The organism is Streptomyces sp. CNH189 (genome assembly GCF_000527195.1).
Window position 1 is genome coordinate 81,480 of the sequence record NZ_AZUS01000004.1, and the last position, 24,269, is coordinate 105,748.

General features: G+C 72.3%; 19 protein-coding genes and 1 pseudogene. 8 read left to right on the forward strand and 12 right to left on the reverse strand.

Annotated features, from left to right (window positions below; translation table 11 throughout):
- Positions 1–17: 17 nt before the first annotated feature.
- Positions 18–866, forward strand: coding sequence for a formate dehydrogenase accessory sulfurtransferase FdhD (gene fdhD / locus B100_RS0107415; protein ID WP_024883805.1), 849 nt, complete (start codon positions 18–20; stop codon positions 864–866).
- A 395-nt stretch (positions 867–1,261) separates the two neighbouring features.
- Here the strand turns inward: fdhD and B100_RS0107420 are convergent, their stop codons facing one another.
- Positions 1,262–2,275 carry a bile acid:sodium symporter family protein gene (locus B100_RS0107420; RefSeq protein WP_199785222.1) on the reverse strand — a complete coding sequence of 338 codons (1,014 nt, stop codon included), beginning with the start codon at positions 2,273–2,275 and terminating at the stop codon, positions 1,262–1,264.
- A 204-nt stretch (positions 2,276–2,479) separates the two neighbouring features.
- On the opposite strand from B100_RS0107420, the gene B100_RS0107425 reads away from it, so the two are divergent.
- From B100_RS0107425 to B100_RS0107435, 3 genes are all read left to right on the forward strand, one after another.
- Positions 2,480–3,361, forward strand: a complete 882-nt coding sequence (locus B100_RS0107425; protein WP_024883807.1) for a LysR substrate-binding domain-containing protein — start codon at positions 2,480–2,482, stop codon at positions 3,359–3,361.
- Positions 3,362–3,657: 296 nt separating this feature from the next.
- Positions 3,658–5,484, forward strand: a complete 1,827-nt coding sequence (locus B100_RS0107430; protein ID WP_024883808.1) for a long-chain fatty acid--CoA ligase — start codon at positions 3,658–3,660, stop codon at positions 5,482–5,484.
- 42 nt (positions 5,485–5,526) lie between these two features.
- A complete protein-coding gene (locus tag B100_RS0107435; protein WP_051489948.1) occupies positions 5,527–6,402 on the forward strand; it encodes an aldo/keto reductase in 876 nt (291 codons plus the stop codon).
- A gap of 171 nt (positions 6,403–6,573) precedes the next feature.
- Here the strand turns inward: B100_RS0107435 and B100_RS0107440 are convergent, their stop codons facing one another.
- From B100_RS0107440 to B100_RS0107450, 3 genes are all read right to left on the reverse strand, one after another.
- Positions 6,574–7,278: an SDR family oxidoreductase gene (locus B100_RS0107440; protein ID WP_024883810.1), complete on the reverse strand. Its 705-nt coding sequence runs from the start codon at positions 7,276–7,278 to the stop codon at positions 6,574–6,576.
- 70 nt (positions 7,279–7,348) lie between these two features.
- Positions 7,349–8,299: a class I SAM-dependent methyltransferase gene (locus B100_RS0107445; RefSeq protein ID WP_024883811.1), complete on the reverse strand. Its 951-nt coding sequence runs from the start codon at positions 8,297–8,299 to the stop codon at positions 7,349–7,351.
- A gap of 155 nt (positions 8,300–8,454) precedes the next feature.
- Entirely contained in the window at positions 8,455–10,185 is a 1,731-nt protein-coding gene (locus B100_RS0107450) for a glycoside hydrolase family 6 protein (protein WP_024883812.1), read from the reverse strand.
- Positions 10,186–10,678: 493 nt separating this feature from the next.
- Here B100_RS0107450 and B100_RS0107455 point away from each other — a divergent pair, with 493 nt between their 5' ends.
- Positions 10,679–13,594 carry a glycoside hydrolase family 48 protein gene (locus tag B100_RS0107455; RefSeq protein WP_024883813.1) on the forward strand — a complete coding sequence of 972 codons (2,916 nt, stop codon included), beginning with the start codon at positions 10,679–10,681 and terminating at the stop codon, positions 13,592–13,594.
- A gap of 210 nt (positions 13,595–13,804) precedes the next feature.
- A complete protein-coding gene (locus B100_RS0107460; RefSeq protein WP_024883814.1) occupies positions 13,805–14,392 on the forward strand; it encodes a phosphotransferase-like protein in 588 nt (195 codons plus the stop codon).
- On the opposite strand, the gene B100_RS0107465 is transcribed toward B100_RS0107460, so the two are convergent.
- Positions 14,370–15,110 carry a class I SAM-dependent methyltransferase gene (locus B100_RS0107465; protein ID WP_024883815.1) on the reverse strand — a complete coding sequence of 247 codons (741 nt, stop codon included), beginning with the start codon at positions 15,108–15,110 and terminating at the stop codon, positions 14,370–14,372. The two genes, B100_RS0107460 and B100_RS0107465, sit on opposite strands and share 23 nt — an antisense overlap.
- A 5-nt stretch (positions 15,111–15,115) precedes the next feature.
- Positions 15,116–15,421 (reverse strand): 4a-hydroxytetrahydrobiopterin dehydratase, encoded by a 306-nt coding sequence (locus tag B100_RS0107470; protein WP_024883816.1) that lies wholly within the window; start codon positions 15,419–15,421, stop codon positions 15,116–15,118.
- Positions 15,422–15,547: 126 nt separating this feature from the next.
- Between B100_RS0107470 and B100_RS0107475 the strand changes: the two genes are divergently transcribed.
- Positions 15,548–16,363, forward strand: a complete 816-nt coding sequence (locus tag B100_RS0107475) for a helix-turn-helix transcriptional regulator (RefSeq protein WP_024883817.1) — start codon at positions 15,548–15,550, stop codon at positions 16,361–16,363.
- On the opposite strand, the gene B100_RS0107480 is transcribed toward B100_RS0107475, so the two are convergent.
- Positions 16,345–16,770, reverse strand: coding sequence for a hypothetical protein (locus B100_RS0107480; RefSeq protein WP_024883818.1), 426 nt, complete (start codon positions 16,768–16,770; stop codon positions 16,345–16,347). The genes B100_RS0107475 and B100_RS0107480 overlap by 19 nt on opposite strands.
- Before the next feature lie 194 nt (positions 16,771–16,964).
- Between B100_RS0107480 and B100_RS0107485 the strand changes: the two genes are divergently transcribed.
- Positions 16,965–17,828: a Scr1 family TA system antitoxin-like transcriptional regulator gene (locus tag B100_RS0107485; protein ID WP_024883819.1), complete on the forward strand. Its 864-nt coding sequence runs from the start codon at positions 16,965–16,967 to the stop codon at positions 17,826–17,828.
- Positions 17,829–18,002: 174 nt separating this feature from the next.
- Here B100_RS0107485 and dnaK read toward each other — a convergent pair whose 3' ends face one another.
- The 5 genes and pseudogenes from dnaK to B100_RS33750 all read right to left on the reverse strand — a co-directional run bounded on the left by dnaK (position 18,003) and on the right by B100_RS33750 (position 24,244).
- A complete protein-coding gene (dnaK, locus tag B100_RS0107490; protein ID WP_024883820.1) occupies positions 18,003–19,886 on the reverse strand; it encodes a molecular chaperone DnaK in 1,884 nt (627 codons plus the stop codon).
- Positions 19,887–19,982: 96 nt separating this feature from the next.
- The gene (locus tag B100_RS0107495; RefSeq protein ID WP_024883821.1) at positions 19,983–20,726 is read right to left on the reverse strand and encodes a glycerophosphodiester phosphodiesterase family protein; all 744 of its coding nucleotides are present in this window, start codon (positions 20,724–20,726) and stop codon (positions 19,983–19,985) included.
- Between the two features lie 102 nt (positions 20,727–20,828).
- Positions 20,829–21,257 carry an OsmC family protein gene (locus B100_RS0107500; RefSeq protein ID WP_024883822.1) on the reverse strand — a complete coding sequence of 143 codons (429 nt, stop codon included), beginning with the start codon at positions 21,255–21,257 and terminating at the stop codon, positions 20,829–20,831.
- 101 nt (positions 21,258–21,358) lie between these two features.
- On the reverse strand, positions 21,359–23,179 hold the full coding sequence (locus tag B100_RS0107505; protein WP_024883823.1) for a DUF2201 family putative metallopeptidase: 1,821 nt from the start codon (positions 23,177–23,179) through the stop codon (positions 21,359–21,361).
- A pseudogene (locus tag B100_RS33750) lies at positions 23,176–24,244 on the reverse strand (ATP-binding protein). Before B100_RS33750 ends, B100_RS0107505 begins: the two are co-directional and overlap by 4 nt.
- Positions 24,245–24,269: the final 25 nt, after the last annotated feature.

A 24,269-nucleotide genomic window follows, 5' to 3' on the forward strand; every position in this document is an offset into this window, starting at 1 on the left:
ACGGAACGGACAGGGACATGGGACGAGTCACGGAACGACGCAAGGTGATCCGCATCCGGGACGGGGCGGTGTCCACCCGCCCGGACACGCTCGTCGCCGAGGAACCCCTGGAGATCCGGATGAACGGCAAGCCCCTGGCGATCACCATGCGCACCCCGGGGGACGACTTCGCGCTGGCGGCCGGCTTCCTGGTCAGCGAGGGCGTGCTGGCGGCCGCGACGGACCTGCGGAACATCGTCTACTGCGCCGGGGCCACGGCCGACGGGTCGAACACGTACAACGTGGTCGACGTGACGACCACCCCCGGGGTGGAGATCCCGGACATCACGCTGGAGCGGAACGTCTACACGACGTCCTCCTGCGGTCTGTGCGGCAAGGCCAGCCTGGACGCGGTGCGCACCACGACCCGTCACCCGATCGCGGACAGCCCGCCGCTGCGGGTGACGCCGGAGCTGCTGGCGGAGCTGCCGGACCGGCTGCGGGCGGCCCAGCGGGTCTTCGACCGCACCGGCGGACTGCACGCGGCGGCCCTGTTCGACGAGCACGGCGAGCTGCTGGACGTACGGGAGGACGTGGGCCGGCACAACGCGGTCGACAAGCTGGTCGGCCGGGCGCTGCAACAGGGGAACCTGCCGCTGTCCCGGACGGTGCTGATGGTGTCCGGGCGGGCCTCGTTCGAGCTGGCGCAGAAGGCGGTCATGGCCGGCATCCCGGTGCTGGCGGCGGTCTCGGCGCCGTCCTCGCTGGCCGTGGACCTGGCGGCGGAGACCGGCATGACGCTGGTGGGCTTCCTGCGGGGCAGTTCCATGAACGTGTACGCGGGTGAGGAGCGGATCGCCCTGCGGGCCGCGGCCGTCCGGGCCTGACCGGTCCCCCCGCTGCACGGCGGCGGGGCCCCAGCCGGCGGGGAGCGCCCCCTGCGCCGCGGGGCCCCGCCGCGAACAGGCGGACCCCGGGCTCCGGCGACCACTGCCGTCACCGGGCATGCCCGACGACACCGCACGCGCACGAGGGCGGACGGGGGGCCGGGATCGCACCGGCGCTGCCCCTGGCCCTCGGGGTCGCGCCGGCCGGAGAGCGGCAGGGGGACGACGGCGCGGCGTGCGCGCCCCGTACGGCCGTCTCGCGGGCGCCCGACGACGGGCTCACCTCCGCCTTCGCCCGCCACGGCGACCAGGGCGCTCGGCGCGACGGCTGGACCAGCCTCTGGTGCTCAGCCACGACCTGGGCCGGCCGGAGACGTCCGCGGCGGCGGTGCTGCTCAGCCGCTACGTGTCCCCGTACCGACCTCGGTTCGTGACCGTGCGGCTCGGGACTCCGGGGTGACCTCCGGGACCGGGTCCTTCGAGCGGCGCTTGGCGATCACCGCGCACACCATCAGCTGCATCTGGTGGAACAGCATCAGCGGCAGCACGGCCAGCGAGGCGTGCGCGCCGAACAGCACGCTCGCCATGGGCAGTCCGGCGGCCAGCGACTTCTTCGACCCGGCGAACTGGATGGCGATCCGGTCCTCCCGGCCGAAGCCGAGGCCCTTGGCGCCGTACCAGGTGAGCGCCAGCATCACCGCGAGCAGCACGGCCTCGACGACGAGCAGTCCGCCGAGCCGGGCGGGGCTCACCTGGCTCCAGACGCCCTGCACCATGCCCTCGCTGAACGCGGTGTAGACGACGAGCAGGATCGAGCCCCGGTCCACCAGTCCCAGCACCTTGCGGTGGCGGGCGACGAAGCCGCCGATCCAGCGGCGCGTGAACTGCCCGGCGAGGAACGGCACCAGCAGCTGCAGCACGATCTTCACCACCGAGTCCGCGGAGAAGCCGCCGGCGCCGCCGCCGAGCAGCGCCGCCGCGAGCAGCGGGGTGACGACGATGCCGGCCAGCGAGGAGAAGGAGCCGGCGCAGATCGCGGCGGGCACGTTGCCGCGGGCGATCGAGGTGAAGGCGATCGACGACTGGATGGTGGAGGGGACGAGCGTGCAGAACAGCAGCCCCTGGTACAGCGGGTCGGTGAGCAGCACCGGGACCAGTCCGCGGGAGGCCAGGCCCAGCAGGGGGAAGACGGCGAAGGTGCAGATCAGCACGGTGACGTGGAGCCGCCAGTGTTTCAGCCCGTCCAGTGCCTCGCGGGTGGAGAGCCGGGCGCCGTAGAGGAAGAAGAGGAACGCGATCGCGGCCGTGGAGGCGCCGGAGGCGATGTCCGCGCCGGTGCCGCGGGCGGGCAGCAGCGCGGCCAGACCCACCGTGCCGAGCAGCAGCGTGATGTACGGGTCGATCGGCATCCATCGCGGCCAGTGCGGGCGTTTCACGGTGCTCCACGTGCTCGGGTGTGTGTGCTCGGCGGTGCGGTCGCCGAGGACGGGTCCCCCGGCGGCCGGGGACAAGGCGTCCCCGCTCCATCCTGCTCGTCCGTCCCGTGATCGGGAATCCCGTACACCGCTCTCACTGTGATCGCGGAACGTGATGACGGGGGTAGGCTGCCGGGCATGTACGAGCCGACCCACCTGCGGACCTTCCTGTCCGTGGCCCAGACGCTGAGCTTCACGCAGGCGGCGCGGCGGCTCGGGCTGCGCCAGTCGACCGTGAGCCAGCACGTGCGGCGGCTGGAAGAGGCGACCGGGCGGCTGCTGTTCACCCGGGACACCCACTCCGTGGAGCTGACCGAGGACGGCGAGGCGATGCTCGGCTTCGCGCGGCGCATCCTGGACGTGCACGAGCAGGCGGCGCAGTTCTTCACCGGCACCCGGCTGCGCGGGCGGCTGCGCTTCGGGGCGTCCGAGGACTTCGTGCTGACCCGGCTGCCGGAGATCCTCGAACGGTTCCGGCACGAGCACCCCGAGGTCGACCTGGAGCTGACGGTCGAGCTGTCGGGCACCCTGCACGAGCAGCTCGCCGCCGGCCGCCTCGACCTGGTGCTGGCCAAGCGGCGGCCGGAGGATCCGCGCGCGGACCCGCACCGGCTGGTGTGGCAGGACGAACTGGTGTGGATCGGCACGCCGGGCCTGCGCCTCGACCCGCACCGCCCGGTGCCGCTGATCGTCTACCCGCCGCCCGGCATCACCCGGGACCTGGCGCTACGGGCGCTGGAGCGGGAGGGACGGCAGTGGCGGATCGTGTGCAGCAGCGGCAGCCTCAACGGACTGCTCGCGGCGGCCCGGGCGGGGCTCGGAGTGATGGTGCACGCGCGCGGGCTGGTCCCGCCGGGGCTGGTGCGGATGCCGGAGCGGGCCGGGCTGCCGGAGCCGGGTGCGGTGGATTTCGTGGTGGTGCACGGCCGGCGCCGCCCCTCGGCGCAGGGCGCGGCGGACGCGCTGGCGGCGGCGATCCTCGCGGGCGGCGACCGGCTGCACCGCGGCGGGCGGGGGTGACGGTCCGGGCCGTCCGTGCGCTGAGCTGGGTGAGGACCGTCGCGACGGCCATGGGGCGGTCATGGGGTCGTACAGATTCCGTGGAGATTGCCGCACCGAAACTTACTCCGCCGTCAGGAATGTGCCGGACCCCTCCCCATGTGGGAGGTTTCTCCTTCACCGGCCGGCACCAGGCCGCCCCATTCGTGGCTTTCGACCCGGTTCCGCCCCTCGGACCCGTGGGGTAGCTTTCACCGCGCTGTGCGGGACGACGGTGTTGCCGCACCGGTCCGAGCGCCAGGAAGCGGGGAGCGGGATTGCGCGAGTTCACCAACCCTCCGTTGTCACAGGCGCCCTCGGTGGGCGGTCTGGCCGACGTGGTGTTCCGGTACGCCGAGGAGGAGCCGCTGCGCGTGGCGCTCGGCCGCAAGGACGACGACGGCCACTGGCGCGACGTGACCTGCGCCGAGTTCCGTGACGAGGTGCTCGCCCTGGCGAAGGGCCTGCTGGCGGGCGGCATCCGGTTCGGCGACCGGGTCGCGATCATGTCCCGCACCCGCTACGAGTGGACCCTGTTCGACTTCGCGCTGTGGGCGATCGGCGCGCAGGTCGTCCCGGTCTACCCCACGTCCTCCGCGGAGCAGTGCTCCTGGATGCTGCACGACGCGGAGGTGACGGCCGCGATCGTGGAGCACGAGGACCACGCGATGACCATCGCCACGGTCATCGACCGGCTGCCTCGGATGCGCCGGCTGTGGCAGCTCGACGCCGGCGCGGTGCAGGAGCTGTACGACGCGGGGGCGCACCTCGACGACGACGTGGTGCACCGGCACCGCCGGGCGGTCACCCCGGACTCGGTGGCGACCGTCATCTACACCTCGGGCACCACCGGCCGCCCCAAGGGCTGCGCGCTTTCGCACGGCAACTTCATGTACGAGGCGGACACCGTCATCGAGCGCTGGGAGCCGGTGTTCCACTCCCGCCGGGGCGACGAGGCGTCGACGCTGCTGTTCCTCCCCCTCGCCCACGTCTTCGGGCGGATGGTCGAGGTCGCGGCGATCCGCGGCAAGGTGAAGTTCGGCCACCAGCCGCAGCTGAACGCGGCCGCGCTGATGCCGGACCTGGCCGCGTTCAGACCGACGTTCATCCTGGCCGTGCCGTACATCTTCGAGAAGGTGTTCAACGCGGCGCGGCGCAAGGCCGAGCGCGAGGGGCGCGGCGGGCCCTTCGAGAAAGCCGTCGAGGTGGCGGTGCGGTACGCGGACGCGGTGGAGGCGAAGGCCTGGGGCACAGGGCCCGGCCCGTCGGCGTCGCTGCGGATGCAGCACCAGCTCTTCGAGAAGCTCGTCTACACCAAGATCCGCGCCGCGATGGGCGGCAGGATCCGGCACGCCATGTCGGGCGGTTCGGCCATGGACCGCCGGCTGGGCCTGTTCTTCGCGGGCGCCGGCGTGCAGATCTACGAGGGCTACGGGCTGACCGAGTCGACCGCGGCGGCCAGCGCCAACCCGCCCGAGCGCACCCGCTACGGCACGGTGGGGCAGCCGATCCCCGGGGTGAGCGTGCACATCGCCGACGACGGTGAGATCTGGCTGCACGGCGAGAACGTCTTCCAGGGCTACCTCAACAACCCCAAGGCCACCGACGAGACGCTGCACGACGGCTGGCTGGCCACGGGCGACCTGGGCGCGCTGGACGAGGACGGCTATCTGACGATCACCGGGCGAAAGAAGGAGATCCTGGTGACGTCCGGCGGCAAGAGCGTCTCACCGGGAGTGCTGGAGGAGCGGGTGCGCGACCATCCGCTGGTCAACCAGTGCCTCCTGGTCGGCAACGACCGGCCGTACGTCGCCGCGCTGGTCACCCTCGACCAGGAGGCCGTCGAGCACTGGCTGTCGATGCGCGGGAAACCGCAGCTTCCCCCGGCCGAACTGGTGCGCGACGCGGACCTCGAGACAGAGGTGCGGCGCGCGGTGGTCGCGGCCAACACCCTGGTCTCGCAGGCCGAGTCGATCCGCACCTTCCGCATCCTGGCGCAGCCGTTCACCGAGGAGCACGGACTGCTCACGCCGTCGCTGAAGCTGAAGCGCAAGGCGATCGAGAAGGCCTACACGGAAGAGGTCGAGGCGCTCTACCGGGCATGAATTCCGCGGTCAGGAATGCGCCGGGCACCGTGATCGTTGACGATGGGGGTATCACCTGACCACAACCTTAAGGATCGAGAGCTCGTGAGCAAGGTCCCCCCGATCACCCTGAACAACGGCGTCGAGATGCCCCAGCTGGGGTTCGGCGTCTGGCAGGTACCGGACACGGAGGCCGAGACGGCCGTGGCGGCGGCACTGGAGGCCGGCTACCGCAGCATCGACACGGCGGCGATCTACGGCAACGAGGAGGGCACCGGCAAGGCCATCGCGCGGTCGGGCGTCCCCCGCGAGGACATCTTCGTCACCACCAAGCTGTGGAACAGCGACCACGGGTACGACTCCACCCTGAAGGCCTTCGACACCTCGCTGGCCAAGCTGGGCCTCGACTACGTCGACCTGTACCTCATGCACTGGCCGACCCCGGCCCGCGACCTGTACGTCGACACGTACAAGGCGTTCGAGAAGCTGCTGTCCGACGGGCGGGCCCGCGCGATCGGCGTGTCCAACTTCCTGCCGGAGCACCTGGAGCGCCTGATCGCGGAGACGTCGGTCGTCCCGGCGGTCAACCAGGTCGAGCTGCACCCGCATCTGCAGCAGGCCGCCACGCGTGAGTACCACGCGGAGCAGGGCATCGCCACGGAGGCTTACTCCCCGCTCGGTTCCGGCAAGGGCATCCTGGAGATCCCGGCGATCGTGGCGATCGCGCAGAAGCACGGCCGCACCCCCGCCCAGGTGGTGCTGCGCTGGCACCTCCAGCTGGGCAACGTCGTCATCCCGAAGTCGGTGACGCCGTCCCGCATCAAGGAGAACATCGACGTCTTCGGGTTCACCCTGGACGCCGAGGACCTCGCGGCGATCAGCGCGCTCAACGAGGACCGGCGGGTGGGTCTGAACCCCGCGGAGTTCAACCAGGCCTGACGGCACAGGCGCCGGTGGCCGGCCCCCGTGGTGACGGGTGGCCGGCCACCGGCGTGTGCGGGGCTGTCAGTCCGACTGTCCCACCGGCGTGTGCGGGGCTGACGGTTCGACTGTCCCACCGGCGTGTGCGGGGCTGTCAGTCCGACTGTCCCACCGGCGTGTGCGGGCCGGTCAGTTCGGCTGTCCCACCGGCCGGACGACGACGGTGTTGACGTCCACCCCCTCCGGCTGCCCGAGGGCCCACACCACGGAGTCGGCGATCTGGCCGGCGGTGAGCAGGTTGCCCGGCGGCAGACCGTCCCCGCCGTCCCAGAACGGGGTCTCCACCCGGCCCGGCGCGATCAGGGTGACCCCGACGCCCCACTCGGTGACCTGCCTCCGGGTGTTCTCGGCGAGCCCGGTCACCGCGTACTTCGTGGCCCCGTACAGATTGCCCGGGGTGGGCACGAACCCGGCGACGCTGCCGATCAGCACGATCCGCCCGCCGCTCTCCCTGAGCGCGTCGACGGACGCCCGGACCAGCAGGGCCGGGCCCAGCACATTGGTCAGCACCATCTCGGTCCACCCGGCGGGATCGCCCTCGGCGACCGTGTCGTGGGTGGCGAACCCGGCGTTGGCGACGACGGTGTCCAGCCGGCCGAACCGCTCCAGCACGGCGTCGACCGCCGCCCGTACGTCGTCGTACACCGCCGCGTTCCCGGGGAGGGTCAACAGCCGCTCCGGATCGCCCAGTTCCTTGGCGAACGTCCGCAGCCGCTCCTCCCCACGCCCGGTGACGGCGACCCGTTCACCCGCCTCCAGCAGCCGCCGTGTCACGGCGGCCCCGATCCCGCTCCCGCCACCCGTGACGAGCGTGACGCGCGTGTCGTCGGTCATCTGTCCCCCTTGTGTGTGAGTGCGGGGAAGTCCACCACTTGAAGCGCTCTCCAAGTCAAGCGACACACGGTCACACCGGGCGCACCGCCGCGTGGACGGTGTGCGCGGCCAGGACGAACACGTCCGGGCGGTGGTGGACGCTCGCCGGGTCGTCCGGGTCGGTCAGACGGTCCAGGGTCGCGCGGTCGTCGGCGTCCAGGTACTCGCCGAGCATCTCGCGGGTGCGGGTGAGTGACGTGACCACGTAGGCGCGGGCACGCTCCGGCACCGGAGCCGGCAGGTCGAGGAGGAAGGTGCGCGAGCGGGTGTGGTGCAGCCCCGCCGCGGTGAGCAGCGCGGGCCAGTCCTCCACCTGGGCCACCGCGTCCGGCAGCTCCTCGCGCATCCGCGTGAACCGCTCCTCCTCCACGGCGTCGATCCGCGCCTGGAGTCCGGGGCGGCCGAAACCGATGTCCCGGGGCAGGAAACGGGCGGGCAGCCCGCCCTCCATCACGGCCAGGGTGCCGCCGGGAGCGAGGCGTTCGGCGCAGGCCGCGAGCGCCGCGCCCTGGTCGCCGAGGTGGTGCACGCTGCGGCTGGCCCACAGCAGGTCGGCCGGGTAGTCCAGCTCGGCCAGCACACCGGGCATGTCGCCGGTCAGGGTGTCGAAGCGGTCGGCGACCCCCAGGCGTTCGGCGCGGGCGCGGGCCCGCTCCAGAAGCGGCTCGGAGCCGTCGACGGCCACGATCCGGGCGCCCGGGAAGGTCTCGGCGAACAGGCCGGAGATCACGCCGGGACCACTGCCGGCGTCCACGACCAGCCCCGGTTCGGTGACCTCCTTCGCCAGCCAGGTCAGGGCCCGCTCGTACAGCGGGGTGAACAGTTCCGCCTGCGACTCCAGCAGCGGTGCCAGATCGGCCCAGTCGAGGCTTTCGTGGTCGTGCCCTTGCTGCCCGTGCCCGTGCTGCCCGTGTCCGTGCCGCTGGTCATCGTGCCGCCGGTGGTCGTCGTCGTGCCCGGGTGTGTGGTGGTGGTGCGCCATGGTGGTCAGCCTCTCCGCTCGGATGCGGTCAGCGTGCGACGACGCACCGGGAAGGGGCAAACGGTGTTGCCACTCCCGCAAATCCGGACGGGACACGGGTCAGCCGGGCCCGGGCCCCGCGAGAGGTCCGGGCCCGGCGGACCGGGGTCAGGCCGTCACGACAGCGGCGGGTAGGCGTTCTGCATCAGCTCCTGGAACTGGGCGGAGAACCAGTGTCCGGAGATCGGGGCGTCGCCGAGCGCCCCCGACATGTTGTTGTCGTTGCGCGGGTTGCCGGTGTACGTGGGGTCGCACATCCGGTCGAAGCCCTTGCCCTCGTCGTTGTCGATGGCCTCGCTCGCGCCGTCGGACTCACCCGGGGGCTTCATCCACACGTAGGCGTCGATACCGGGCTCCGGGGACGCCTGGGGCCGCTCACCCAGTCCGGCTCCGGCCTGGTTGCACCAGTTGCCCGTGTTGAAGCGGCGGTCGTAGCGGCCACCGTCGACGTAGGTGTCCACGCTGGTCGTCGCGCCGGGCCCGGTGGGCCGGTCCGCCCCGCCCCAGCCGTTGCGGGAGGTGTCGATCAGCATGCCGATGTCCGAGTCGAAGCCGAGCGAGACCAGTTCCTCGCGCAGCGCCTGGGCGTACGACAGCTCGTCGACGTAGCGGTTCCAGCTGACCCACTTCGACTCGCGCACGGACGTGCCGCCCACGCTGTCGCCGATGGAGAAGTGGTCCTCCTCCAGCGCGCTGTAGTTGGCCGTGTTGGCGATGAAGCCGTGCACGTCGGCGACGGTCGCGCCCTCGGCCGTCGCGGCCTGCTTGAACAGCTCGGCGGAGGGGCCGAAGTTGTCGTCCCAGCCCAGCCAGCCGTGGTGGCCCGCGTCCACGTAGTTGTAGACGTTGGGCGCGTCACCCAGCTTGTTGAGGGCGTAGCCGACGCCCTTGATGTAGTTGCCGTTGGACTTCATCACGTCGCAGTTCGGCGTGGCGGTGGCCCGCGGCGACACGTTGGTGACCAGGTTGGGCAGCGAGTCGATCTCGACCGTGGTGACGATCCGCAGCGAGGCGTACTTCGGGTCGGAGAGGATCTCCGCGATCGGGTCGATGTACTCGCTCTTGTAGCGGTCGATCTCCGTCGGGCCCAGCTCGCCGTTGGAGGCGAGGGCGGCGCAGTCGCGGCCCGGCAGGTTGTAGATGACGAGCTGGACGACGAGTTCGTCGGAGCCCTGCTGTTCCAGGGCCTCGTCGAGGTGGTCCCGCAGCCCCATCTTGCCGCCCGCCCCGTTGATGGCGGCGATGCGGTCCAGCCAGACGCCGGTGGGCTGGTCGGCGATGCGGCTGCCGCCCGGCTCGGCGGCCGCGTTCGCGGACCACTCGGGGTTCACGTAGACCTTGGCGCCGTCGTACGGGTTGTCGACGCGGTCACCCGGGTCGGTCGGGTCCGTGGGATCGGTCGGGTCGGTCGGGTCCGTCGGGCCGCCGGAGTCGACGTTGCAGGTCACGCCGTCGAGGGTGAAGGTGGCGGGTACGGCGTTGGTGCCGCTGTAACTGCCCTGGAAGCCGAAGGTGGCGGAGCCTCCGGTGGCGAGCGTGGCGTTGTACGACTCGTTGGCCGCCGTGACGTTCGCGCCGGACTGGGTGACCCTGGCGTTCCAGCCGCTGGTCACCCTCTGGTTCCCGGCGTACGTCCAGTTCACGGCCCACGACGACTTCGCGGCGCCGTGGTTGGTCACCGTCACGGACGCGGTGAAGCCGGTGTCCCACTGGTTCTGCACCGTGTAGTCGACGGTGCAGGGGACGGCGGCCGCGCCGGCGTCGCCCGGGACGGCGGCGATCGCCGAACCCGTGGCGCCGGCGACCAGCGCCATGGCGGCGAGGAGCGCGGTTCTGGTGCGACTCATTGTGCGGGTTTCCTATCCGTAGGGGGCTTTCCTTCAAGGGCGCGCGCGGACGATCGCGCGGCCTGGTGCCTTACGGGGTGGGGGATGCCGTCCCGGATCCGCACGGGCGGGTCCGTGATGCCGGCCGGACGTCTCCGGGCAGCACGACGGCACAGGGATCCCACGGGGATGAGCGCCCCCGCGTCAGGTGCTCCACACGTGCACGGGGGTGGCTAAAAGTACTGAACGCGGGGGGTGGCGCATCGAGCGACTCCTTGCAGCTCGGACGCGTCGTGACGGACGCGTCGACTGATGGAACCGCTCCCACTGGTGCACACGAAGCTAGCGCCAAGTGACGATGAAGAACAGAGGGTGTGCGGACTTTGGCGGTTCCGCGTCCGTCGAATCTTTTCGATTTGCCCCAAGGCTTGACCGGTCACCACCCCGTCCCCACTATGGGAGCGCTCCCACTGGTTCAAGCCTTGACATGTCGAGTCGCAGGAAGGACCAGCACATGCATCCCCCACCCCGCAGACGCGGTGGCGTGCGGCGCCTCTTGGCCGTCGCCGTGACGGCTCTCGCCCTGCCCCTGACGATGCTCTCGACGGGCTCCACCCCCGCCCGCGCGGCGGCCGTCCAGTGCAGCGTGGACCACAAGACGAACGACTGGGGGTCGGGCTTCACGACCGACCTGACGGTCACCAACCGCGGTACGGACGTCATCGACGGCTGGACCCTCACGTACTCCTACACGGGCAACCAGCGCCTGGTGAACGGCTGGAACGGCAGCTGGTCCCAGTCCGGTTCGACCGTGACCGTCCGGAACGCCGGCCACAACGGCCGGATCGCCGCCGGCGCCGCCGTCACCACCGGCGCCCAGTTCTCCTACAGCGGCTCCAACGCGGCGCCCGCCTCCTTCGCGGTCAACGGCACCACCTGCACCGGCGCCCACCAGCCGCCCATCGCCCTGCTGACCAGCCCGGAGGCCGGCTCGGTCTTCACCCAGGGCGAGACGGTGCCGCTCGCCGCCACCGCCGCCGCGGCCGACCAGGCCACGGTCACCAAGGTGGAGTTCTACGACGACACGGAACTGCTCGGCACGGACACCTCCGCCCCGTACACGCTGGCGGTCGGCGGACTGACCGTCGGCGCCCACTCGCTGGTCGCGAAGGCGTACGACAGCCTGGGCGCCTCCGCCTCCTCCACCCCGGTCGGCATCACGGTGGCCTCGGGACCCACAGTGGTCGCGAGCCCCTCCCAACTCGGCGTGCGCCAGGGCGAGTCGGGCACTTTCGAGGTGAAGCTGTCCAAGCAGCCGAGCGCGGACGTGACCGTCACGACGGCCCGGGCGAGCGGCAACACCGGGCTGTCGGTGTCCTCCGGCGCGGCCCTCACCTTCACGCCGTCGAACTGGAACACCGCGCAGAAGGTGACCGTCGCCGCCGACGACTCCGGCACCGGCTCGGCCGTCTTCGAGTCCTCGGCGCCCGGTCACGCCAAGGCCGCGGTCACCGTGACCCAGCTGGGCGCGACCAAGTCGTACGAGGCGCGCTTCCTGGAGCTCTACGACAAGATCACCGACCCGGCGAACGGCTACTTCTCCCCCGAGGGCATCCCGTACCACTCGGTGGAGACACTGATCGTCGAGGCGCCCGACCACGGGCACGAGACCACGTCGGAGGCGTACAGCTACCTGCTGTGGCTGCAGGCCATGTACGGGAGGATCACCGGGGACTGGGCGCGGTTCAACGAGGCCTGGGAGACGATGGAGCAGTACGCCATCCCGACCGCCGCCGACCAGCCGACCACCTCCTTCTACGACCCCTCGAAGCCGGCGACGTACGCGCCCGAGCACGACACCCCGGACGAGTACCCGTCGCAGCTCGACTCGAATGTCTCCGTCGGCCGTGACCCGATCGCGGCGGAGCTGAAGTCGGCGTACGGCACCGACAACGTGTACGGCATGCACTGGATCCAGGACGTGGACAACGTCTACGGCTACGGCAACTCGCCCGGCAAGTGCGAGGCCGGCCCCTCCGACACCGGCCCGTCCTACATCAACACCTTCCAGCGCGGCCCGCAGGAGTCGGTGTGGGAGACCGTCACCCAGCCCACCTGTGACGCCTTCAAGTACGGCGGCACCAACGGCTACCTGGACCTGTTCACCAAGGACGCGTCCTACGCCAAGCAGTGGAAGTTCACCAACGCCCCCGACGCCGACGCGCGCGCGGTGCAGGCGGCGTACTGGGCGGACCTGTGGGCGAAGGAGCAGGGCAAGGGCGGCGAGGTCGCCGGGACCGTCGCCAAGGCCGCCAAGATGGGCGACTACCTGCGCTACGCGATGTACGACAAGTACTTCAAGAAGATCGGCAACTGCTCCAGCACGTCCTGCCCGGCCGGCACCGGCAAGGACGCCTCGCACTACCTGCTCTCCTGGTACTACGCCTGGGGCGGCGCCACCGACACCTCGGCGGGCTGGGCCTGGCGCATCGGCTCCAGCCACGCGCACGGCGGCTACCAGAACCCGCTCGCCGCGTACGCGCTGGCCCACCACGCGCCGCTGAAACCGAAGTCGGCGACGGGCGCGGAGGACTGGGGCAAGTCGTTCCAGCGCCAGCTGGAGTTCTACCGCTGGCTGCAGTCCGACGAGGGCGGCATCGCGGGCGGCGCGACCAACAGCTGGGCGGGCCGCTACACCACCCCGCCGTCCGGCACACCGACCTTCTACGGCATGTACTACGACGAGAAGCCGGTGTACCACGACCCGCCGTCGAACCAGTGGTTCGGCTTCCAGGCATGGTCGCTGGAGCGGGTGGCCGAGGTGTACCAGCAGACGGGCAACGCGCTCGCCAAGTCGGTCCTCGACAAGTGGGTCGACTGGGCGCTGTCCGAGACCACGGTCAACCCGGACGGTTCCTTCCTCTTCCCGTCCACGCTGAAGTGGTCCGGCAGCCCCGACACCTGGAACGCGTCCTCGCCCGGCGCCAACAACGGGCTGCACGTCGAGGTCGTCGACTACACCAACGACGTCGGTGTGGCCGGCTCCTACGCCAAGATCCTGACGTACTACGCCGCCCGCTCCGGTGACACCGAGGCGGCGGACACGGCGAAGGCGCTGCTGGACGGCATGTGGGAGAACAACCAGGACGACCTCGGCATCGCCGTCCCGGAGACCCGCAGCGACTACGAGCGCTTCGACGACCCGGTGCACGTCCCGTCCGGCTGGACCGGCACCATGCCGAACGGCGACCGGATCGACTCGTCGTCGACGTTCCTGTCCATCCGGTCCTTCTACAAGGACGACCCGGCCTGGTCGAAGATCGAGAGCTATCTGAAGGGCGGCGCCGCGCCGGTCTTCACGTACCACCGGTTCTGGGCCCAGGCGGACATCGCCACGGCCATGGGCGCGTACGCGGAGCTTCTCGAATAGTCCCCGCCGACGCTCCGTGTACCGGCCCCGGCACCTGACGCCGGGGCCACCACCGGGCCGGGCGGCCCCCTCACGCGGGGGGCCGTCCGGCCCTCGCACGCTCCGACCCCGACCCTCCCCCCACGAGGAAGGACACCCCCGCCGTGCGAAGAGCGACCGCCGGCGGGGGATGATGGGGCCGCCACCGCCGGCGACCCCGAAGGAGCCCCGATGCACGGACGGATCATCTTCCTGAACGGGACGTCCAGTTCGGGAAAGTCCAGCATCGCGAGGGAACTGCTGCACGTCCTGGACGAGCCGTACTTCCACATGCCCGTGGACGCCTTCCACCGGATGCGGACGAGCCGGGAGATCGACGCCGACCGGCTTCCGGAGGTACTGCACCGGACCTGGCGGGGATACCACCGGGCGGTCGCGGGAATGGCCGCGGCGGGAAACAACGTAGTCGTCGACCATGTGCTGAGTGAGGAGTGGCGACTCGCCGACTGTCTCGGGCTGTTCGACCCGCGGGAGGTGGTTCTGGTCGGTGTGAGGTGCTCCCTCGAGGAGACCGAGCGGCGTGAGCGGGAGAGGGGCGACCGTCCGGCGGGGCTCGCCGCGCGGCAGCACGGGCGGGTGCACGCGCACGGCCTGTACGACGTCGAGTGCGACACGACCACGACGAGCCCGGCGGACTGCGCCCGCGCCATCGCCGCCTTCCTGCCCCACCGCCCCTCCCCCACCGCCTTCGAACAGCTCCGGGAGTCGGTGGGCGCCGTGTCCGGGGCGGGGGACACTACGGTTTGCGGAACGCCCTGAGCGTGAAGACCGGGTCCGGGCGGGGGCGGTTCTGGTCCGGGAGGGCCGAGAGGCGGGTGGCGAAGTCGTCCACGAGGGGGTGGCCGGGCGGGAGGGTGACGAACCAGCCGCGTCGCAGGTCGTCCACGGTGCGGCGGGGGCTGCGGCCCTGGCCGTGGCCCCGGAAGCGGGCCTGACCCGCGGGGACCAGGCCCTGCCCGGCCGCGCAGGACGCGACGGCCTCCGCGGCGTCGGGCACGGGGCTCGGAGGGCGGTCGGCGAGCACCGCGTCGATGTCGCTGCCGACGTTGTGCGAGAGCCCCTTGTGCACGGTGGTGACGTAGACGCCCCCGGGCCGCAGCACGCGGGCGCACTCGCGGATGACGGCGCGCACGTCACCGGGGTCGGTGAGCAGGTGCAGCAGCCACACGCTGACCACCGCGTCGAAGCACGCGTCGCGGAAGGGCAGCCGGCGGCTGTCGGCGCGGACCACGGCCCCGGGCAGCCGGCCCGCGGCCCGCCGGGTCATCGACGCGGAGAGGTCCGCGCCCGTGACCCGCAGCCCGGGGCGGGCGCGCGGGAACAGCCGGGTGACCATGCCGGTGCCGCAGGCCACGTCCAGCAGGTGCCGCGCCTGCCGCGGGACCAGGCTCAGTACGGCCTCGGCGGCCGCCGCCGCGCGGGGTTCCCCACCGCGCAGGGCGTCGTAGCGCTCGGCTTCCTCGTCGTAGTCCAGCACGCGCCTCAGTGTGCCCCGTGGGCGGGCGCCAGGTCGTCCACCTTGCGGGCGAGCTCGAGGTCCTTCTCGGTGACGGCGCCGCCCGCGCTGTGCGTGTGCACGGACAGGGAGACGGTGTGGTAGCCGAGGGTGAGGTCGGAGTGGTGGTCCAGCTCGTCCTGCACCCGGGCGACATGGACGACCATGGCCGCCGCCGCCATGTGCGAGCTCAGCCGGTAGGCGCGGGTGAGGCGGTCGCCGTCGAGCGTCCAGCCCGGCAGCTCGGCGAGCCGGGCCTCGATCTCCGTCCGGGACAGCGGTTCGACGGGCATGGTCGGTGCTCCTTCGCCGGGGTCGGCTCTCGTGCCGCGTCCAGGCTGCCACAGAAGCCCCCCTCGTGCCCTGGGCGGACGGCGGGCGCCTCCCCCGCGCGTCGGCTCCTCGGCTACCGTCCTGGCATGACCACCGTCACGACCGACACCGCTTCCCGCACCGAGGGCGTGGGTCCGCTGCTGCGCGCCTGGCGGCAGCAGCGGCGGGTCAGCCAGCTGGAGCTGGCCCTGCGCGCCGACTCCTCCGCCCGCCACATCAGCTTCGTCGAGACCGGCCGTTCCCGGCCCAGCGAGGAGATGGTGCTGCGGCTCGCCGAGCACCTGGACGTGCCCGTGCGGGAGCGCAACGCGCTGCTGCTGGCGGCCGGTTACGCGCCCCGCTACCCGGAGACCCCGCTGGACGATCCCGCGCTGGAGGTCGTGCGCGCCGGCATCGAGCGGCTGATCGGCGGGTTCGAGCCGTATCCGGCGCTGGTGGTGGACGCGATGTACGACGTCGTGGCGGCCAACCGGGGGGTCCTGGCGCTGTTCGACGGCGTCCCCGAGGCGCTGCTGACGCCGCCGCTGAACGCGGTGCGGCTGACCCTGCACCCGCGGGGGCTGGCGCCGCGGATCCGCAACCTGCGGGAGTGGCGCGGGCATCTGCTGGAGCAGATGCGGCGCAACATCGCCCTGCGCCGCTCGGACCGGCTGCGGGCGCTGTACGACGAGGTGGCGGCGTACCCCGTACCGGACACCGCGGGCCCGGAGGAACCGGCCGAGCCGGTGGCGTACTTCGCGCTGCCGATGGTGATCGAGCACCGGGGACGGACGCTGTCGTTCGTGTCGTCCATCTCCACCTTCAACACCCCGATGGACGTGACCGTCGCCGAGCTGGCCGTGGAGACGCTGCTCCCGGCGGACCCGGCGACGGCCGAGTACCTTCAGACCTGGCTGAGCTGACGCGCTTTCAGGGCTCGGTACTGGAGCAGCGTGAGGCCGGCCACGGCGAGCGCCTGGAGGGCGATCCACAGCGCGCCGGCGGCGGTCGGCGTCAGCCACAGCGCGAGGGCGGCGAAACTCAGGGTCGTCCAGGCGAGGTTGGCCTCGACGACGATCCGCACGCCGGGCACCGGCGGATGCGGCCGGGCGGCCAGCAGGCCCACGCCGGCCGCGTAGGCGGCGAGGAAGGCCCCGAGTCCGAGCAGCAGGCCGGACCCGACCCCGAGGAAGCGGCCGAGCGGTCCGGACAGGGCGAGGTAGGCGACGGCGTTGGCGCCGGTCACCACGGCGTCGAGGGCCAGGAGGCGGCGCAGCGTCCGCAGCGGTTCCACGGTGCGGGCGGGCGCGGCGAGCGGGGTCGCGGACACGGGCATCATCCTCCGTCGGGAGCGGTCACCGGATGTGGTGCGTCCACGATCCCGTGCGGGCCGGACCGGGTCGATTACGTGCGGGGTAATGCGGCGCGAGGCGGTGGGACAGGGCGGTCGTCCACGGCGCGTGAGAGTCTCTGAGGGACATGACAGGATGAGCGCATGCCCGGGCGCGTTGGGGAGGCGTGGCGTTGAGTGAGCGGCGGGCCGCACCCACCGTGGGCCAGGTGGTCCTGGGACGGCGGCTGTACGAGTTGCGGGAGGCCGCGGGGCTCTCCCGGGAGGAGGCCGCCCGGATCCTGCGGGTGGCGCCGGCGACCGTCCGCCGGATGGAGACCGCCGAGGTCGCCCTGAAGATCCCGTACGTGCAGATGCTGCTGACGGCCTACGGGGTGCCCGACAGCGAGACCGACACGTTCGTCCTGCTCGCCGAGGACGCGAACCGTCCCGGCTGGTGGCAGCGGTACCACGACGTGCTGCCCGAGTGGTTCAGCCTGTACGTGAGTCTGGAGGGCGCCGCCCGGATCATCCGCTCCTACGAGCCGCACTTCGTGCCCGGCCTGCTCCAGACGGAGGACTACGCGCGGGCGGTCCTGGAGGCCGGGACCATCGGCACGGCGGGCCCGGAGGCCGTCGAGCGGCACGTGGCGCTGCGCATGGAACGCCAGCGGCTGCTGGAGCGCCCGGACCCGCCGCACCTGTGGGTGCTGATGGAGGAGACGGTGCTGCGCCGTCCGGTGAGCCCGGACAGCCGGGTGATGCGCGAGCAGCTGGACAAGCTGCTGGAGTACTCCGAACGGGACCGGATCACGCTGCAGGTCGCCGAGTTCGCGGACGGCCCGCACCCGGGGACGTACGCGCCGTTCTCGCTGTTCCGGTTCGCCGAGCCGGAGCTGCCGGACATGGTGTTCACCGAGTACCTGACCGGCGCCCTGTACCTGGACTCCCGCAAGGAGGTCTCGGTGCACCTGGAGGTACTGGACCACATGACGGCCCGGGCGGCCACGACCCAGCGCACGGAGAAGCTGCTGCGGGAGTGCCGGGAACGCTGCTGAGCCCGGCGGGGCCGGCCTCGGGGGCCGGGAGGGCGTGTGCGTCATCCGCGCCCGCCGCACCGGGTCGTCGCGCGGACCTCCCGGCCCCCGCTGCCCACACCCCCTTCGCGCGGCGTGCACCGGCCGGCTCGGCCGACGCCGGCTCAGGCGGGGGCGCGGGTGCGGGGTGCGGACTCAGGCGGCGCCGTCCTTGCGGCTCCCCTCACCGGTGTGCGTGTCGTCGTCGACGATCTCCGCGTCCACCACCCCGTCGTCCTCCTGCGGCGGTGTGCCCGGGCCGGCGGCCTCGCCCTCGGGGGCGGACGCCGTCTGCGCGTACATCGCCTGACCCATCCGCTGGCTGACCGAGGCGAGCTTCTCGACGCCGGTGCGCAGCTCGGCCGTGTCGGGGTTCTCCTGCCCCAGCAGGCCCTTGAGCGCGGTGACGGCCTCCTCGACCTCGGCCTTGGTGTCCCCGGGCACCTTGTCGCCGTTCTCCCGCAGGAAGTTCTCGGTCTGGTAGACGAGTTGCTCGGCCTGGTTGCGGGTCTCCGCGGCCTCGCGGCGCCTGCGGTCCTCCTCCGCGTACTGCTCGGCCTCCCGCATCATGCGGTCGATGTCGTCCTTCGGCAGGGCCGAGCCGCCGGTGACGGTCATCTTCTGCTCGCGGCCGGTGGCCAGGTCCTTGGCGGAGACGTGCATGATGCCGTTGGCGTCGATGTCGAACCCCACCTCGATCTGCGGGACGCCGCGCGGGGCCGGGGGAAGGCCGGTGAGGTCGAAGACGCCGAGCTTCTTGTTGTACGCGGCGATCTCGCGCTCACCCTGGTAGACCTGGATGCCGACCGAGGGCTGGTTGTCGACGGCGGTGGTGAAGATCTCCGAACGGCGGGTGGGGATCGTGGTGTTGCGCTCGATCAGCTTGGTCATGATGCCGCCCTTGGTCTCGATGCCCAGGGACAGCGGCGTGACGTCGAGCAGCAGGACGTCCTTGACGTCGCCGCGGATGACGCCCGCCTGGAGGGCGGCGCCGAGGGCCACCACCTCGTCGGGGTTGACGCCCTTGTGGGGTTCCTTGCCGGTGAGCTCGCGGACCAGGTCGGTGACGGCGGGCATCCGGGTGGAGCCGCCGACGAGGATGACGTGGTCGACGTCGGACAGCCGCACCCCGGCGTCCTTGACGGCCTGGTGGAAGGGCTGCTTGCAGCGGTCCAGCAGGTCCGCGGTGAGCTCCTGGAACTGGGCCCGGGTGAGCTTCTCGTCGAGATGCAGGGGGCCTTCGGCGGAGGCGGTGATGTAGGGCAGGTTGATCGTGGTCTCGGTGGAGGAGGACAGCTCGATCTTGGCCTTCTCGGCGGCCTCCCGCAGTCGCTGCACCGCCATCTTGTCCTGGGCCAGGTCGACGCCGTACTGGCCCTTGAAACGCTTGGCGAGCCACTCCACGACCCGCTGGTCCCAGTCGTCGCCGCCCAGGTGGGTGTCGCCGTTGGTGGCCTTGACCTCGATGACGCCCTCCCCCATGTCTAGCAGCGACACGTCGAAGGTGCCGCCACCCAGGTCGAACACCAGGACGGTCTGGTCGTTCTCCTTGTCCAGCCCGTACGCCAGGGCGGCGGCCGTGGGCTCGTTGACGATCCGCAGCACGTTGAGGCCGGCGATCTCGCCCGCCTCCTTGGTGGCCTGGCGCTGGGTGTCGTCGAAGTACGCCGGTACGGTGACGACCGCGTCGGTGACCTCCTCGCCGAGGTAGGACTCGGCGTCCCGGCGGAGCTTCTGCAGCACCCGGGAGGACAGTTCCTGCGCCCGGTAGCGGGTGCCGTCGATGTCGCCCTGCTCGGGGAACCGCCACCCGGCGTCGCCCATGTGCCGCTTGACGGAACGTGCGGTGCGGTCGACGTTGGTCACCGCCTGCCGCTTGGCGACCTCCCCGACCAGCACGTCGCCGTTCTTGGCGAAGGCCACGACCGAGGGCGTGGTGCGGGCGCCCTCCGCGTTGGCGATGACGGTGGGCTCACCGCCCTCGAGCACGGCGACCACCGAGTTCGTGGTTCCCAGGTCGATTCCGACGGCACGTCCCATCGCTGTCCCCTTCCGCCAGGGCACCTCTCCGGACTTCCGAACACTTCCAGCACAAAACTTGAGCGGGCCGTTGTCAAGAGTGCCGGTGGGGAGCTGTCAGCGCCCGGTGGGCCCGTCCGGGTGGTCGCGCAGCCGCACGGCGCGGCGGGGGCGGTCGGTGACCAGGACGTCCACCCGCGGGTCACGGAGGAAGGCCCGCATCGCCGTGTCCTCGTTGACCGTCCACACCATGGTGAACAGTCCGGCCCGGGCGGCCTCGCGCAGCACGGTGGCGCGGGCCAGCCGCTGGTGCACGGCGACCCCGTGGGCGCCGCAGGCCCGGACGCGGCGCAGGGGCAGCAGTTCGCTGATCCGGGTCCGCACCAGCCGGCGCCGGCCGAGGCCCCGGCCGTCACGGCCCAGGGAGAGCAGGGTGCGTACGCCCGGGCGGGCGGCGGTGACCGCGGCGACGGAGCGGTCCTCCAGGGTGGTGGCGACGAACCCGTCCTCACCCAGCAGGGCGACCGCGCGGTCGGTCAGCTCCCGCTCGTACCCGGTCTCCTTCAGGTCCAGGTGCGCGACGAGCTTCCCGGCCACCAGCGCCATCACGTCGTCCACGAGCGGTACCGGGTGTCCGGCGCGGGCGTCGAGTTCGGCGCGGGTGAGGGTGGACAGCAAGGGGCCGGTGCCGCCCACCCGGGGGTCGTGGTGGACGACGAGCACCCCGTCGGCGGTGCGCCGGACGTCGAACTCGACGTACTCGGCGCCGGTGGCGAGCGCGTCCTGGTACGCCTCCCAGGTGGCCGGGGCGGCGCGCTCGGTGCCTCCCCGGTGGGCGGAGACGGCGGGGCGTGGCGTCATGGTGGCGGCTTTCGGGGACGGACGCGGCGCAGGCCGCCCCGGCGGGGGCGGCCTGCGGTGACCCGGCGGGGGCTGCCTGCGGTGACCTGGCGGTACGGACGGTCAGGCGAGCTTCGCCGTCAGGGTGATCTCGGTGCCCTTCAGCGCCTGGCTGACCGGGCAGTTCACCTTGGCGTCCTCGGCGGCGGCGACGAAGCCGGCCTCGTCCAGGCCGGGGACGGTGCCCTCGACGGTGAGGTGGATACCGGTGATGCCCTGGCCGGGCACGAAGGTGACCTCGGCGTTGGTGGTCAGCCGGGTGGGCGGGTTGCCCGCCTTGTCGAGGCCGTTGGACAGGGCCATCGAGAAGCAGCTGGAGTGCGCGGCGGCGATCAGTTCCTCGGGGCTGGTCTTCCCGTTCGCGTCCTCGGCGCGCGAGGCCCAGGTGACCGGCTGCTCGGGGATGGCGCCCGAGGAGTCGAAGGCGACGACCCCGCTGCCCTTGAAGAGGCTGCCTTCCCAGACGGTGTGTGCGGCGCGCGTGGTTGCCATGACGCATTCCTTTCGAGAAATGTCCGGCCGGGTGTCCGGCGGTGCTCGGTCCGGACGCCCGGATCACCCGGGCGTCCTGTCCCATCCGATCACATCACGGCTCAACTCACCCGGAAGACGGGCCCCCTCGGGGTGAAGGGCAGCCGCGCGCCCTGCGGGATCAGGTAGGCGTGCTCGCACCGGACCCGCAGTACGTCGCACCAGCCGTCGGTGATGACCAGCACGGGCGCGCCGGGCGGGAAGTCGTCGGCGCGCCGGAGGAGGTCGATGCCGGGCTGGAGCACGGTGCCGCCCCGGCCGCGCACCCGCACCCTCCCGGCGATCTCGGCGACCGGGAGGTAGCCCGCGTCGTGCGGTGCCGCGTCGCAGAACACCACGCGGGCGGCCGGCACGTCCCGGGACCCGGCGTAGGAGGCGATCGCGCCGAGCGCCTTGCCGAGCAGCACGCTGTTCATGGAGCCGGAGGTGTCGAGGACGACGCCGAACGTGCAGCGGGCGACCTCCTCGGGCGGGAACCAGCGGCCCGCGCGCGGGATGTCCGGAGTGGACGCCTGACGCCGGGAGGGCCGCGCGAACGACCGCAGCGGCTCGGGGCGGGGCACGAACTCGTCGAACCAGCGGGCGAGCCGGGCGTCCCAGGGCAGCGGCGGATGACTGAGCGTGCGGATCTCCTGGACCAGCCCGGCCGGCAGCAGCCCGCGCTCCTGACGGTCGTGCAGGTCCATGCCCTGGGTGAGACCGCGCCGGTAGAAGCCGTCGAGGTCGACGCAGTCACGGGGCGGACCGAGCGGGGCGCCGAGCACGTCGCCGAGTCCCTTGCCGCGCGGGGTGGCCAGGCGCCGTGCGCGGCGGTCACCCACGACGCGGTCGTAGACCTCCTCGGCGGACAGACCGGCGAGGTCCTTGTCGTACAGCAGGCCCTCGGGGATGGTGCCGATGTCCATCTCCACCAGCCAGCCGTTGACGACGAAGTCGCAGGCGACGTTGAAGAGGAACGCATCGCGCGGGCCGCAGCGGTCGCCGTGGCGCAGGGCGGCGTGCAGCATCTCGTGCGCCAGCACGAACCGCCACTCCTCGTCCTCCAGGTGCCGCAGCGGGTTGACGTAGATCTCGCCGGCCCCGGCGTTGACGGCGGCGACGGAGATCCCGTGCGCGCGGGCCAGCTCCGCGTCGGCGACCAGGGTCATGCCGGAGGCGATGCCGCCGAGCAGCGGATAGGAGGAGACGAACCAGCTCAGCGCCTTCTGCCAGGGGCGGCGCGGGGCCGGCGCGCCGTCCAGGCTGTCCCGGCGGCCGCCCGCCATGTCCATCGCGGCGGACACCGTGCGGGTGAGCGCCGTGGCGAACGCCAGCTGGTGGTCCGGCGGCTGCCCGTACCAGCCCTGCCACCGCTCCAGGTGCAGGTCCGCCTCGTCGCCCGCGGTGCCGCAGCGCTCGTAGACGGCGGGGATCCCGCTCCGCCGCCAGGCGGCGGCGAGCCGCTCCTCGTCGCCGTCGGGGTAGGCGGCGGGCAGGTCCTCGGGCACCTTGCCGACGGGGAAGCCGAGCAGGAAACGGTTGACGACGACGCAGCGGGCGGCCAGCTCGCAGCGGTCCGGCTGCGTGCGGGGCCCCTCGGCGGCCGGGACATGGCCGAAGCCGAGGTGCAGGACGGCGTGCGCGAGGGCCCACGCCCAGGTCTCCGGGTCGGCCCGCCGGTCGGGGTGGACGTGCAGCACGGCGTCCGAGTCGACGCGCACCAGACCGTCCCGCGGGGCCAGTTCGCAGTCCTCGCGGCGGCAGACGTCGACCTCGACGGCCGCCAGGGCGGGGTTGGCCCGCATCAGCCGCAGCCCGTCGGCGAACCGCTCCGCCGCGAGGTCGCGCTTGCGCTGCCCCTTGCCGCCCTTGGGCTGCGGGCCCTTGCCGCGGGTGCGGCTCACCGGCGCGCCTCCACCAGGCGGGGCATGTCGCGGGCCGCCTCGACGAGGAACCACGACGGCAGCAGCGGGTTGCCGTCGGCGTCGGGGGCGATGACGGTCTGCGCGACCTCGACGGAGATCTCGGCGAGCTGCACCAGCAGGCTCTTGGCCCGGTAGGCGATCTGCCGGCCGGCCGCCGACATGTGCTCCTTGGACGCGGGCAGTTCCTTCACCAGCCGGCCGCGGAAGGACTCGGCGAGGTAGTAGAGCAGGTCGCGGTCCTCCGGGCGGTGCGGCCAGCGGGCCTCGCCCTTGAGCACGGCGTCGATGCCGAAGCGGCTGCGCACGATCTTCACGTAGCCGCAGAAGGCGGTGGCGTGCGCGGGGGTGAGCGTGCCGTGGGCGAGAACCTTCAGGGTGTCCTCGTCGAGGTCGCGGCCGAAGGAGTGCAGCGCGTCGGAGAGCATGTGCCAGGAGCGGGGCGTGGAGAACGGCTCCTCGGTCTTGGGCGGCTTGGACCACAGGTGGTCGGGACGGTCGGTGAGGTGGTCGGTGATCCACGGGTGGATGCCGTTGTTCGCCGCCCACACCAGCCAGTCCTTCGGGGACGCCTCCAGGTGCACGTGGGTCAGCCGGTTGACCAGCGCGGAGGCGATGGGGCGGGCGAGGGCGTTGTCGGTGGAGCGGTTGCCGGCGCCGATCACGACGGAGCCCTTGGGCAGTTCGTAGTCGCCGATGCGGCGGTCGAGGATCAGCGAGTAGAACGCAGAACGCCTTCTGCACGTCCGGGGTGGCCGCGTTCAGCTCGTCCAGGAACAGGCAGTACGGCTCGTCGCGGGCGATCGCCTCCGGCGGGCAGAACACCGAGCGGCCGTCGCGGATCTGCGGCACGCCGATCAGGTCCTCGGGGGCCAGCTGGGTGCCCAGCAGGCTCACGCACTCCAGCCCGAGGCTCTCGGCGAACTCCCTCACCAGGGAGGACTTCCCGATGCCGGGCGCGCCCCAGAGGAACACCGGCCGCACGGTGGCGAGACCGAGCAGCAGCTCCGGGACACGGGCGGGGGTGACGGTGACGGCTGCCTGCACGCAGGAACTCCCTCTCCGCGCCTCG